11 protein-coding genes and 3 pseudogenes are annotated in these 12,567 nt (G+C 61.2%); 12 read left to right on the top strand and 2 right to left on the bottom strand.

Going from position 1 to position 12,567, the window contains the following annotated elements; genetic code table 11:
* The first annotated feature begins 106 nt into the window (after window positions 1-106).
* The 4 genes from BLO80_RS00645 to BLO80_RS00660 all read left to right on the top strand — a co-directional run bounded on the left by BLO80_RS00645 (window position 107) and on the right by BLO80_RS00660 (window position 2,852).
* Window positions 107-916 carry an energy transducer TonB gene (locus BLO80_RS00645; protein WP_092326101.1) on the top strand — a complete coding sequence of 270 codons (810 nt, stop codon included), beginning with the start codon at window positions 107-109 and terminating at the stop codon, window positions 914-916.
* Window positions 917-968: 52 nt separating this feature from the next.
* Window positions 969-1,688: a MotA/TolQ/ExbB proton channel family protein gene (locus BLO80_RS00650; protein ID WP_371128535.1), complete on the top strand. Its 720-nt coding sequence runs from the start codon at window positions 969-971 to the stop codon at window positions 1,686-1,688.
* Window position 1,689: 1 nt separating this feature from the next.
* Window positions 1,690-2,091: an ExbD/TolR family protein gene (locus tag BLO80_RS00655; RefSeq protein ID WP_092203032.1), complete on the top strand. Its 402-nt coding sequence runs from the start codon at window positions 1,690-1,692 to the stop codon at window positions 2,089-2,091.
* 131 nt (window positions 2,092-2,222) lie between these two features.
* Window positions 2,223-2,852 carry a LysE family translocator gene (locus BLO80_RS00660; protein ID WP_092326102.1) on the top strand — a complete coding sequence of 210 codons (630 nt, stop codon included), beginning with the start codon at window positions 2,223-2,225 and terminating at the stop codon, window positions 2,850-2,852.
* Here the strand turns inward: BLO80_RS00660 and BLO80_RS00665 are convergent.
* Window positions 2,824-3,468, bottom strand: a complete 645-nt coding sequence (locus tag BLO80_RS00665) for a TetR/AcrR family transcriptional regulator (RefSeq protein ID WP_256574047.1) — start codon at window positions 3,466-3,468, stop codon at window positions 2,824-2,826. The two genes, BLO80_RS00660 and BLO80_RS00665, sit on opposite strands and share 29 nt — an antisense overlap.
* A 126-nt stretch (window positions 3,469-3,594) precedes the next feature.
* Here BLO80_RS00665 and BLO80_RS00670 point away from each other — a divergent pair, with 126 nt between their 5' ends.
* The 6 genes and pseudogenes from BLO80_RS00670 to BLO80_RS30510 all read left to right on the top strand — a co-directional run.
* Window positions 3,595-4,221, top strand: a complete 627-nt coding sequence (locus BLO80_RS00670; RefSeq protein ID WP_092326685.1) for a DJ-1/PfpI family protein — start codon at window positions 3,595-3,597, stop codon at window positions 4,219-4,221.
* Window positions 4,222-4,332: 111 nt separating this feature from the next.
* Window positions 4,333-4,887: a DUF2867 domain-containing protein gene (locus tag BLO80_RS00675; protein ID WP_092326104.1), complete on the top strand. Its 555-nt coding sequence runs from the start codon at window positions 4,333-4,335 to the stop codon at window positions 4,885-4,887.
* A gap of 438 nt (window positions 4,888-5,325) precedes the next feature.
* Window positions 5,326-6,426 carry an ABC transporter substrate-binding protein gene (locus BLO80_RS00680; protein ID WP_092326105.1) on the top strand — a complete coding sequence of 367 codons (1,101 nt, stop codon included), beginning with the start codon at window positions 5,326-5,328 and terminating at the stop codon, window positions 6,424-6,426.
* Between the two features lie 1,286 nt (window positions 6,427-7,712).
* Window positions 7,713-8,765: pseudogene (locus BLO80_RS30500) on the top strand (sensor histidine kinase); the annotation flags it as partial.
* A 210-nt stretch (window positions 8,766-8,975) separates the two neighbouring features.
* Window positions 8,976-9,311: pseudogene (locus BLO80_RS30505) on the top strand (response regulator transcription factor); the annotation flags it as partial.
* 519 nt (window positions 9,312-9,830) lie between these two features.
* Window positions 9,831-10,172 (top strand): annotated as a pseudogene (locus BLO80_RS30510) (ATP-binding protein); the annotation flags it as partial.
* A 36-nt stretch (window positions 10,173-10,208) separates the two neighbouring features.
* Here the strand turns inward: BLO80_RS30510 and BLO80_RS00690 are convergent.
* The gene (locus BLO80_RS00690; protein WP_092326107.1) at window positions 10,209-10,718 is read right to left on the bottom strand and encodes an Lrp/AsnC family transcriptional regulator; all 510 of its coding nucleotides are present in this window, start codon (window positions 10,716-10,718) and stop codon (window positions 10,209-10,211) included.
* A gap of 199 nt (window positions 10,719-10,917) precedes the next feature.
* On the opposite strand from BLO80_RS00690, the gene BLO80_RS00695 reads away from it, so the two are divergent.
* Window positions 10,918-11,934, top strand: coding sequence for a 1-aminocyclopropane-1-carboxylate deaminase (locus tag BLO80_RS00695; protein ID WP_060742854.1), 1,017 nt, complete (start codon window positions 10,918-10,920; stop codon window positions 11,932-11,934).
* A 137-nt stretch (window positions 11,935-12,071) separates the two neighbouring features.
* The gene (locus BLO80_RS00700) at window positions 12,072-12,530 is read left to right on the top strand and encodes a transketolase (protein ID WP_092254844.1); all 459 of its coding nucleotides are present in this window, start codon (window positions 12,072-12,074) and stop codon (window positions 12,528-12,530) included.
* The last annotated feature ends 37 nt before the right edge of the window (window positions 12,531-12,567 follow it).

Genomic DNA, 12,567 nt, shown 5'->3' on the forward strand with positions numbered 1-12,567 from the left:
AAAGATTACTTTAAGAGATAAGCGTCTAGCCCCGATCATTTAGCCCTCGACGGCCTTTCACGCAGGCCTGTCGATTTCTGTTTCAAAAACCGTAGGGAGTGAATCAATGGGCAATGTCCAGGCCGCCGCCAGTGCACACGAGGCGCAATGGCGCCAGGCACCGGGTGGTGAGTTGGTCGACCTTGGCCGGCCGCACCGTGCGCCGTTGGGGCAGCTGCGCTTGCAGCGTCCCCCCGGGCGCTTTTCGAGTCGGCGCGAAGGGATTCTGCTGGGGTTGCTGGTATTGGCCCTGCACGGTGCGGTGATTTATTGGGTGAGTCAGAAGCCCACCCCGGTGCTGCCGATTGTGCCGCCGGAAATCCCACCGATGACCATCGAATTTTCCCAGCCCGCGCCGCCGGTGGTCGAAGCGCCGCCGCCCGTGCCGCCACCACCGCCGCCACCTGTGGTCGAGCCACCGCCGCCCGTCGTGGATGAGTTGGCCGCCAAGCCGGCGCCGAAAAAGATTCCGAAGCCCAAGCCGGTACCCAAGCCTGTGCCTAAGCCGGTCGCCAAACCGGTGGAGCAACCGCCTGCGCCTCCCACGCCTGCGCCACCGGTTCCCGCGCCAGTCGCAGCCCCCGCACCGGCTCCGGTAACCCCGGCTTCGGCCAACGCCGCGTACCTGAAGAACCCGGCGCCCGAATACCCATCATTGGCCCAGCGCCGGGGTTGGGAAGGCACGGTGTTGTTGCGGGTGCAGGTACTGGCCAGCGGCAAGCCGGGTGAGATCCAGATCCAGAAAAGCAGCGGTCGCCAGCAACTCGACGACGCCGCGCTGGCCGCCGTGAAGCGTTGGAGCTTTGTGCCGGCCAAGCAGGGCGATGTGGCCCAGAACGGCTGGGTCAGCGTACCCATCGATTTCAAGATTCACTAACTATTGCTGCGGTGTATTGCACACGCCGCGATCTGTCCAGAGGGAAAACATCATGGCATTAGCATCTCCACTTGAATCCATCGAAAGCGCGGTGATCTGGCTGCTGGTGGCCTTTTCGGTCGCAACCTGGGGCCTGGCCTTGCTCAAGGGCGTGCAGTTCGGTCGCCTCAAGGCCCAGGATCGCAAGTTCCACAAACAGTTCTGGGCGGCGTCGAGCCTTGAGTCGGCCGCTGAACTGGCCGAAACCCAACCCGGCGCCGCTGCCCGTGTGGCCCAGGCCGGTTATGCCGCGATCCAGGTCGGTGATGCTCCCCACGCTGCCGACCTGAGCCAGGCCATCAACCACCAGGACCGGCTCGAACGCGCCCTGCGCCAACAGATCGTCCGGGAGCGCCGCTCCCTGGAAACCGGCCTGGCGGTGGTCGCCAGTATCGGCAGTACCTCGCCGTTCATAGGACTGTTCGGCACCGTTTGGGGGATCATGGAAGCACTCAAGGGCATCAGCGCTGCCGGTTCCGCCAGTCTGGAAACCGTAGCAGGGCCGATTGGTGCGGCGCTGGTCGCCACGGGCGTGGGTATCGCCGTCGCGGTTCCTGCGGTGTTGGTCTACAACTATTTCCTGCGTCGCCTGAAGCTCACGGCCGCCGACCTCGACGACTTTGCCCACGACTTTTACAGCCTCGCGCAGAAAAATTCATTCCGCGTGCTGCTGCACCCAACGCTGAACAAAGCCCGTGCCGGCAACCCGCAGAAAGTGAAGGAGGCGTCCTGAGATGGCTTTCTCCACACAAGACAATGACGAGGTGCTGAGCGAGATCAACGTCACGCCACTGGTGGACGTGATGCTGGTGCTGCTGGTGGTGTTTATCGTCACCGCGCCGCTGTTGACCAACGCCATTCCCATCAATTTGCCAAAGACCGAGTCAGTGGCACCCGTGGAACAGAAAGACCCGCTGGTGGTGAGCATTGACGACAAGGGCAAGGTGTTCATCAACAAGGACGAGATCCAGGCGGATCTGCTGGAGTCGAACCTGCAAGCCGCCAAGGCGAAAAACCCGGATGTACGCGTACAACTGCAGGCGGACAACGGGGTGAACTATGGCGAGGTTGCCCGGGCCATGGCGTCCATCGAGCGTGCGGGGATCAGCAAGTTGTCGGTGATAACGGCGAAATAGGATCGGGCGCTGGTCTTGGGTTCCTGGTGTACATCTCCTCGACTGATGGGCCACACAGAACGTTTGACCGAACGCCGAGTGGCTAACTAGAGTGGATAACCGTACGGCTGCCGACTGCCCTGGACATTCAAATGAACGACCTATCCCTGCTGCTTGCCTTCATCGCTGCTGCGTCAGTGCTCACCGTGACTCCCGGCGTGGACACGGCCATGGTGCTTCGCGCTACAGCGACCGGCGGTCGACGTTCGGCGGCGATGGCTGCTATCGGTATCGTGCTCGGGTGTCTGGTGTGGGGAGCCGCGGTGTCACTGGGGCTCGGTGCCCTGTTGCAAGCTTCGGAGTGGGCTTACCTTGCGTTGAAAATTGTCGGTGCCGTGTATCTCGTCTGGCTGGGTGTAAAACTGCTGCTGCGACCCCGGGCGACGCTGCAAGGGCAGGGGAGCGAGAACATGGCGGCCTCTGCGCGTGGTGCCTTTGTTCGCGGTTTACTGACGAACCTGCTGAACCCCAAGATTGGTGTCTTCTACATCACGTTCCTCCCCCAGTTTGTCCCGAGTGGCGCGAGCGTGGCCAGTTACTCCTTCTTCCTGGCGGTGCTACACGTGCTGTTGACGCTGGCCTGGTTCGGCATTCTGGTAGCGGCGACGGTGCCACTGAGCAATTTCCTGAAGCGCCCGGCGGCCCTGAAGGCGCTTGACCGACTCACGGGCGGTGTTTTTGTCGCGTTTGGGCTCAAGTTGGCTGTTTCCAATCCGGCTTGAGCCCAATACTGCACTGCACGTCGATGGACGCTTGAATGTCATCGACGGCTTGGGCGTGGGAAGAGGCCCGCCACGGTGCAAGAGCCCCTTCGAAAAGTGACAAGGCTCGATGCAGGAAACCGTTGAAGCGAGCGGCATCACGCCGCAGCCCTGCCTGTTGACCACCAATCAGGCACAGATGGGCCACCTGAGCAATCACTTCTGCTTCGCCTGGCATAGGGACCCAGCGGCGGCACGTCCGTATCGCGAAGTCCAGTCGTCTTGTGTCAACACGCTGCTGAAACTCGCTTACCAACGGATCGTGCAGTGACCAGGCCCGGATGGAAACTTCCCGCCCAGGTTGTTTCTCTGCGGCAATGCTCAAATAGCGTTTCAAGATTTCAACCGCGCTGCGACCCTGGGCCGCATGAGCGAGCATGCGCTCCGTGTAGTCTTCTTCCCAAGCGGCCAGCAAGGTGCGGACAAAGTCTTCGCGATTGCGGAAATGGTGATAGAACGATCCGCGGGTCACCTCCAATCGGCGCGATAGACTCTCGGCCGAAACGCCAACATGCCCTATCTGGTCGAGGGCCTCAAAACCAGCCGCGATCCAATGGTGACGAGTTAGTTTTTTCACCCGTTATTTCGCTCCAGAGTCAGTGCCATACAGACTGTGTATGGTGCGCAACCGGTTGATACGCTGCGAACACCCACAAAGACGGCCGTTGCGTTTTGCACGCCAGCACTTTCCATGGAGTTCGCCTTGAAGAAAATCGTTCTGGTTGCTTTCGACCAATTCACGGATATCGACCTATTCCTGATGTGGGACATTCTAGGCCGCAACACTGAGGACTGGCACGTCCGAATATTGGGTTCCAGTGCTGTCGTGCGTTCGGCGCACGGTCTGCCTGTTTCGGTGCACGGTCCACTTTCCGAGGCCAATAGTGCCGACGCGGTATTGTTCGTCAGCGGCAGGGAAGGGGTACCCGCTGCACTTGCCGATCCAGATTTCCTGCCGTCGTTTCAACTTGACGCCAGGCGCCAGCGAATCGGCTCCCTATGCGCCGGAGCGTTCATTCTCGAACGACTTGGGCTGCTCAGCGGCCAGGCAACTACGCACCCGGATGCACGATCGAGCTTGCAAGCGCTGGGGCTCGAGTCCATGGACCAGCCTCTTGTATTCCAGGGGAACGTTGCAACCGCGGGCGGATACCTTTCGGCGCTCTATCTGGTGGGGTGGTTGGTTGAATCCTGGTTCGATGTCGATAAGCGCCGTGCGACGTTGAGCCCTGTTCTGCCCGCTGGGCAGCAAGCGCTCTATGATGCCTTGATCGAGCTCAGTATCCGGCAAGGAAAAGTGGGCGCCTCGACCACATCCAGCCACGTCTGAACCAGACACGCACCCACCGGGCGACAAGGAGCGTTTTCGACCAACCATCGCAACCAGAAACGCGACATGGCATGTCGTCCAATCAGTGTTAGCACTCAGGAGGGATCCCCGATGCCCCGAGAATTTGAGCTCATTATGTCCGTGCCAGTCCCCTCGAGGTCCGGCATCACCCACCTTTACACGTCGATGGACCTGGCAGACGCTTTTGCGATTCGGCTCCCGGCGGGCACATCCAGCGATCCGGATTTGCTGGCGCGCTTCATCCTTTCTCACCAGCCATCCTGGATCGGCTGGCTCATGAACGTCCGAGACACTGTCGTTGCCTGTTTTGGTCTCAAGACAGCCAGACATCTTGCATCACTTGCTCATCGGATTGGACCCTTCAAGGTCTACAGCACCAACCAGACTGAAATCGTGTTGGGAGAGGACGACCAGCACCTCGACTTCCGGCTATCGATCCTGTGTGCCGGAGAGACAGAGCCAGAAGGCAGTCGCCAACTGGTCTTTTCAACCGTGGTCCAGTGCCACAACCGACTAGGCCGGGCCTACATCTTCGTTATTGCCCCCTTTCACCGCTTGGTTGTCAGGGCCAGCCTGCTGCGTGCGGCGCGCGTCGGTTGGCCTCTGGCGACGGCCCCTGAGGCGGATCAACGCCCTATTCTTTAGGAGGCTATCCGAAATCAAGCTTGATGCCGGCTCGCCCATCCAGGTGCCGTAGCCGGTGTGCCCTTGTGGGCGTTTGGTTGGCTGGAATCCTCCACGGCCGCGAGCGAAGCGGGCAGGTTGCGACTATGCTCATTGCCACTGCAGGCAATGTATGGGTTTCAGTGATCGGCCGCCAAGGGAAGGAGTCTGTATGTGTCTGGTTCTACATGTCCGGTTCCATTGTTGGAATGACCGAATGAGCAATCTGGTAACAGATGTCCATCGGCGCATTTTGATCCCTGGGCGACCCGTCGTCAGTTCGTGAGCGCCCATTTCACAGGGACGACGATCTCCAATCTGCAGGCCGATTTCTCCAAACCAGATCAAGCAGTCGATCCAGGCTGTCGACAGGTGCAGGTGGATGACTTTTGGTAAATCCCAAGGACGATGGAGAACAACATGAACACCAAACCGATCCACAAAATCTTGTGGCGCTTCGCTGGCTGCGTGACCGGGCTGGCGATGGTGGCCGCCAATCCAGCCCACGCTGCCGACAGCGGCATCGCCCGTGCCCCTACCGCAAGCCATAGCATTGCTTTCAGCAACTCCTACGCAGGCAGCGATTTCCGCAAGGTGATGGTGCGCAACTGGCAGGAGATTGCGGCCCAGGCGCAGAAGGACGGCTTGATCCGCGAGGCTCCGGTGGTCAGCGCGAACAACTCGGCGTCGGAACAAGCGGCCCATATCCAGGACCTGGTCGTCAAGGGCGTGAACGCCATCGTCATCCTGGCCGCGTCCGACACGGCCCTCAACGGGGTGATCCGCGACGCCTGCAACGCCGGCATCGTGGTGGTGGTCATGGCCAGCCTCGTCACCGAAAGTTGCGCCTATACCGTGGATTACAACTGGTCCGCCATGGGCCGCGTGGAAATGGATTATATCGCCGAGCGCCTCAAGGGGAACGGAACGCTGCTGGAGATCCGCGGCATTGCCGGCGATGCCACCGATAAAAACATCAGTGACGGCATTCGCAAGGCCGCCAGCGACTATCCGGGCTTGAAGTTCGCCAAGACCGTCTATGGCAACTGGACCGCTTCCGTCGCACGCAAGGAGGTAGCGCTGGCGCTGCCGTCGCTGCCCAACATCGATGCCGTCGCGACTCAAGGGGGCGACGGTTATGGCGCGGCCATGGCGTTCAAGGCGGCGGGACGCCCTTTGCCGATCATTGTGATGGGAAATCGTCAGGACGAACTTGCCCTGTGGAAACAGGAGCGCGATGCCAATGGCTACGAGACCGTCTCGGTCTCCGCCTCGCCAAGCGTCTCCCAGGTGGGGTTCTGGGTGGCCCAGCAGATTCTGGCGGGCAAGCAGGTGCCGAAGTTCGTCGAGGTGCCGCTGGTGCGTATCGATGGGAAAGACCTGGACGCCTGGCTCGCCACCATGCCGGTGGGCGGCGCCGCCAATCCTTCCTATGACCAGGCCGCCGTCGTGGCGATGATCGACGCGGCCACCAACCATACGGCGCCGCCGACGCCTTTGCCGGAGGTGACGAAACCGTAGTGGCGGACGGGGGGCGCGGCGCCATGTCGACATTCAGACCTGCCACGGACAGGCCCATTGCCGTCAGGATTGGCCTGGCGGTCGCCGCGCTGGTGTTTCTGATGCTGGCGGTGTCGCTGGTGAACCTTTATGGCCTGCGCGGCATGGTCCGTGCGGTGGATTCCGCCAGCCATTCCGCGGAAATTCTCGCCTCGGTCAACGGTGCCACCGGGCGGGTGGAGAACTTCATCGCCACCCGCGACCAGGAAAGCCTGTCCCAGGCCGAAGGCATGGTGGCGACGGCGATCGCCGGCCTCTCGGCCATCGCGGTGGCAGAGGCGCAATCGCTCAAGGGTAGTCTGGAAAGGCTCGCGACGGCGATCGCCGCCTTGCGGGCCGCGAGCCTGGCCATGGATGGCGAAACGGAGAACATGACCGCCCACTACAGCCGGATGCGAGAGGCGACGATCCTCGTCGAACAGGGCATCGCCGATGGGTTGAAAGGGCTTGAGACCCGCACCGCGGAGCACGAGTCGCGGGTGAGCGACATCGAAAGCGCCCATCGCATCCTGGATATCCTGCGCAACGGCGAACGGATCATCACCGCCAATGTGGCCAGGATGCTGGTGACCGGTGACGGGGCAGCCGCCACTGCGGCGCGCAACGCCAGCGCGGCACTCCGGCCCGTGGTCGAACAATTGCGCGAGTTGATGGGGACACCGCAGCAGAGAGAGGCCCTGGACCAATTGGCCACGGCGCTCGACGCTGCCAGCGTGGCGGTCGAGCATCTTGGCGAGGCGCCCAAGCTCCGGGGAGACGAGGCCTTGCGGTATCTTGCCGCCGTCGGGGAGACGGCCGAGCGCCTCGAGACAATGTTGGAGGAAGTGCAAGGGCATGTTGACCATGACGCCAGCGACATTCAGGCAGCAACCGGTTTGCTGCAAAATGCTGCCGCGTTGTCCAAGCGTTTCGCCGAGCGTGTGGCCACCCTGGAGGCGCAGACCTTGTCGTTTCGCCTGTCGCCGTCGGCCGAGGTCGCCGACGCTGTCGACCACATCCTGGACGAGCTCTCCCGGCTCGCTCGGGTTCTCCCGGCGTCCGTGGGACTGCAGGCCAGGGCAACGCCCCTGACGGTCAGCGATCAGATCGCCGGCTACCGGGCGGCATTCGCCAGGTTCCATCAGGCGAGCAACGCCTTGAGCGACGCGCGCGATCAGGTTCGCAACGAGGCACGGAGCGCCGGCCTGTTGGTGGCGCGCTTCGCTGGTCAAGCACGCTCCGACGCCTTGGTCCACAATGATCGCGGCATGCTTGCGACGATCGTCGCAGGGACCGTCGCCCTCCTGCTGGCCGGCGCCATCGCCTGGAGCACGTCGCGATTTGTCGCGCAGCCCATCGTGGCTCTGGCCTCGGTCATGCGCCGGCTTGCGGCTGGCGACCTGAACGCCGAGATCGCCAGTGCCGGACGCGGCGACGAGATTGGAATCATGACCCGCGCCGTACGGGTGTTCCAGGAGAACGCCCTGCGCATCCGGGTGTTGGAGGCCGAGGCCGAGGCCGAACGACAGCAAGTCCAGGCCTCTTTGGAAAGAATGGTCGCCGAACGGACCGACACGCTGCACCACCAGACCGAGGTGCTGGAGGCGCAGGCCATCGAACTCATTCAGGCGCGCAACCAGGCTGAGACGGCTAACCAGGCAAAGAGCGATTTCGTGGCCACGGTCAGCCACGAACTGCGCACCCCCCTGACCCTCATTCTCGCCCCTCTGGAGCAACTCTCGGCGGCGCCCACCCCGCCAGCGGACTGGCATGTGCAAATCGACCGCGCCCAACGCAACGCATTGCGCTTGATGAACCGGGTGAACGACATCCTCGATTTTTCCAAGGCCGAAGCGGGCAAGTTCGAGTTGTGCCCAACGCCCATTGACTTGAACAAGGTGGTGGGCGTGCTGGCCGAGGACGCCGCCATGGTGGCCGAGGGCAAAGGCTGCACCTTGACCTGCAGCATCGATCCCGCGCTCGGCACGGTGTTCCTGGATCCCCAACACTTCGAGAAGATTCTTCTCAACCTGGTGAGCAATGCCATCAAGTTCACACCGGCCGGCGGCACGGTGCACCTGGCCGTCACGCCGCTCGATGGCGCGCGATTTGAACTCGCGGTGCAGGACTCGGGGATTGGCATTGCGCCTGACAAACTGCCGCTGTTGTTCCAGCGTTTTTCCCAGATCGACAATTCCGCCACGCGGCACTACAGCGGCACAGGCATCGGTCTCGCCCTGGTCAAGGATCTGGTCGAATTGATGGGGGGTGAAGTCGGTGTCAACAGCGAGCCCGGACGGGGGTCGTGCTTCTTTGTTCGACTTCCGCTGGGGACCGAGCCAAACACCGTACCGACCGAAGCCAGCACGATGCATGAGCGATCATCATCGAGCACGACAAGCACAGCCGAGCAGCGTCACCTGCGTTTCGATGACGGTCGCCTTGGCAGTCGCAACGACCGGGTTTCGATCCAAGGCGCAGACGACGAGCAGCCCCCGGAACATGCCTCGCGATCCAGAGTGCTGGTGGTCGACGACAGCCCGGAGATGCTGGCCTATCTCAGCGAGCTTTTGCGAGACGATTACATCGTCGCCACCGCAACCGATGGCGAACAGGCCTGGGCGCTGCTGCAGCTTCGACCCATCGATGTCGTGGTTTCGGATGTGATGATGCCGGAGCTCGACGGTTTCGGCCTGACAGCCAGGATCAAAGCCAGCACCGGTTTTGCTCATTTGCCCGTGATCCTGGTGACCGCCCGTGGCGGTAGCGAGGCCTGTGTCTCCGGGTTGGAGAGTGGCGCCGATGACTATATCGCCAAACCCTTTTCGCCCCTGGAGCTCAAGGCTCGCGTACGCGCGGCGCTGCGCATGGGCCAGGTGCAAACCGAACTGCATGCAAAATCCCGTCAGGCGGGCATGGCCGAAATCGCGACGACGGTGCTGCACAACGTCGGCAACGTCCTCAACAGCGTGAACGTATCGGCAGAACTGGTCAGCAGGCAGATGCGCAGCTCCAAGGCCCAGGGGCTGGGCAAGTTGGCTCAACTGATGAACGAACACGTCCATGACCTGAGCGATTTCCTCACCAAGGACCACAAGGGAAAGATGCTGCCCGACTACCTGCTCAAGTTGGCGGAGGTGGTGGCGGTAGAGCAACAGAGCATCATCGAAGAGCTCGGGCAACTCACCAAGGGCATTGACCACATCAAAACCATTGTCGCTGCCCAGCAGTCCTATGCCGTTGCCGTCAGTATTGTCGAGACCGTGCCGGTCGCAGAGTTGATCGACGATGCCTTGCGCATGAGTGCTGGATTACTGGCGCGCCAGGAGGTGACGATGGTCAAGGACATTGCCGACTTGCCCCTGCTGGCGTTGGACCGGCACCGGGTGCTGCTGATACTGGTGAACCTGATCGGCAATGCCAAGCAGGCATTGGACGGCGTGATCGATCGCAGCCCATGCGTCACGTTCAGCGCGTCCCTCGTTGACGGGGCCGTATTGCGCATCACGGTGGCCGACAACGGCAATGGGATTGCGCCTGAGCACCTGAAGCGTATTTTTACCCATGGCTTCACGACGCGCAAAGACGGTCACGGTTTTGGCCTGCACAGCTGCGCGTTGGCCGCGCAGGAAATGGGTGGCAGCTTGACCGTGCACAGCGACGGGGTTGGGCAGGGCGCAACCTTTACCCTTGATATTCCGCTTGATGCTTCGCTGAGTGAGCGATGAATACCGAACCGATGCCTGCTCGGTCTGATTGGAGCCTCAAAGGGGAATGTGGGTGGTCGACAAGACCTGGCGCAACCCCATGAACGAGCGAATCTGGCGAACGCCGGGCAGGTAAAGCAGTTGCTCCGCGTGGAGCCGGTTGAAGCTGTTGCTGTCCTTGGTTCGTATCAACATGAAGTAGTCGAACTCCCCCGTCACCACATGACATTCCATGCAGCCGGACACTTTTTGTGCGGCGGCCTCGAATGCGGCGAAGGATTCCGGTGTGGAGCGGTCCAGCACCACGCCGATCAAGACCACCATCCCCGCATCCAGCGCTTCATTGTCCAGCAGTGCGACGATGTCCTTGATCAGGCCGACCTGCTTGAGTCGTTCGACACGCCTGAGGCAAGCCGGGGCACTCAGTTTCACCTTCTCTGCAAGTGCCACGTTGGAGATGGAGGCATCTCGTTGCAGGACCTTGAGAATCGCGCGGTCGGTTCGATCCAGTGGGTGCGGCACCGGGGCCGCAGCGGCCGGCTTCTTGTGAGTATTTGTTGCTTTCATATTGAATTCAGCGCATTAAAAATAGGTTTTATGTACTTTAATGGAAATTATGTTTTTATAAATAGCAGAAACTTGCAACACATATTTTTCGAATTCTTCTTAATATTGAACTCATCGAAGCCCCTCCTGAAAGAGCCTGGAATGTGGCCTTTTCACTTTCGGTCTGGCGCTTGGATATCCAATATCGAGGAGCAGAGTCATGAACCTGAATCGTTTTAAACGTTATCCATTGACCTTCGGTCCTTCTCCCATCACGCCCTTGAAGCGTCTCAGTGAACATCTGGGTGGCAAGGTAGAGCTGTATGCCAAGCGTGAAGACTGTAACAGTGGCCTGGCCTTCGGCGGGAACAAGACACGCAAGCTCGAATACCTGATTCCCGAAGCGATCGAGCAAGGCTGCGATACGCTGGTCTCTATCGGTGGCATCCAGTCGAACCAGACCCGCCAGGTCGCTGCAGTCGCTGCCCACTTGGGCATGAAGTGCGTGCTGGTGCAGGAAAACTGGGTGAACTATTCCGACGCGGTGTATGACCGGGTGGGCAACATCGAGATGTCGCGCATCATGGGGGCGGACGTGCGGCTTGACGCGGCAGGTTTCGATATTGGTATCCGGCCAAGTTGGGAAAAGGCCATGAGCGATGTCGTGGAGCAGGGTGGCAAGCCGTTCCCGATCCCGGCGGGTTGTTCCGAGCATCCCTATGGCGGCCTTGGGTTCGTGGGCTTTGCCGAGGAAGTGCGGGAGCAGGAAAAACAACTGGGGTTCAAGTTCGACTACATCGTGGTCTGTTCCGTGACCGGCAGTACCCAGGCCGGCATGGTCGTCGGTTTCGCCGCGGACGGCCGTTCGAAGAATGTGATCGGCATCGATGCCTCGGCCAAGCCAGAGAAAACCAAGGCACAGATCCTGCGTATCGCCCGGCATACCGCGGAACTGGTGGAGTTGGGCCGCGAAATCACCGAAGAGGATGTAGTGCTCGATACGCGGTTCGCCTATCCGGAATACGGTTTGCCTAATGACGGTACGCTGGAAGCCATTCGCCTGTGCGGCAGCCTGGAAGGTGTGCTGACCGATCCGGTGTACGAAGGAAAATCCATGCACGGGATGATTGAAATGGTCCGCCGTGGCGAGTTCCCCGAAGGCTCGAAAGTGCTTTACGCGCACTTGGGCGGGGCGCCGGCGCTGAATGCCTACAGCTTCCTGTTCCGCAACGGCTGATTCACGCCAATGAGCTGTAGGCGAGCGCTTGCTCACGAAGCGGTGGGGCAGTTGGCATTTAGGTTGAATGTCACGGCCTCATCGTCGGATCGCCGCTCGGAGCGAGCCGCTGCAACCCAACCGCCGGGAGTACCGCCATGCATGCGATATCGCAATCCGCAGTCTGGATCAAGGAACCTTCGGCGGATGCCGGGGTGGTTATCGTGACCAGCGCCGCGCTGCCCAAGTACATGATCGACAAGCTGCACGTGACGATAGATGACTGGGACCAGGTGGCTTATCTGGCCGTCAAGCAGTCCGAGGCGTTGCTGGTCGACTGGTTGCGGGTCGGGTCCAGCCCGGAGCCGTCCGCCGGGGGCGACGCGTGTTATGCCAGCCAGCTGTTGCGCGCCGTCCCCCACGGCAGCTTTTTACTGGAAGTCGGCACGGTGCCTGGCCTGACCTGGCTGGGATCCGTCTGCGGCCACCCGCTGCGTGTCGTCGAACTGGGAACGATAGCCTCATCCACCGCGGCGATGGATCGACAGGTGGAAGAGGTGCTATCGGCGACCCGGAGTCTGGCGAAAAGCGTGCTGCAGGCGCGCGGCGTCATTTAACCCAGTCCTCGTCAATTCGCCTGTTGAAACCAGAAAG

The organism is Pseudomonas sp. NFACC56-3, assembly GCF_900100025.1.
GTDB lineage: Bacteria > Pseudomonadota > Gammaproteobacteria > Pseudomonadales > Pseudomonadaceae > Aquipseudomonas > Aquipseudomonas fluorescens_AA.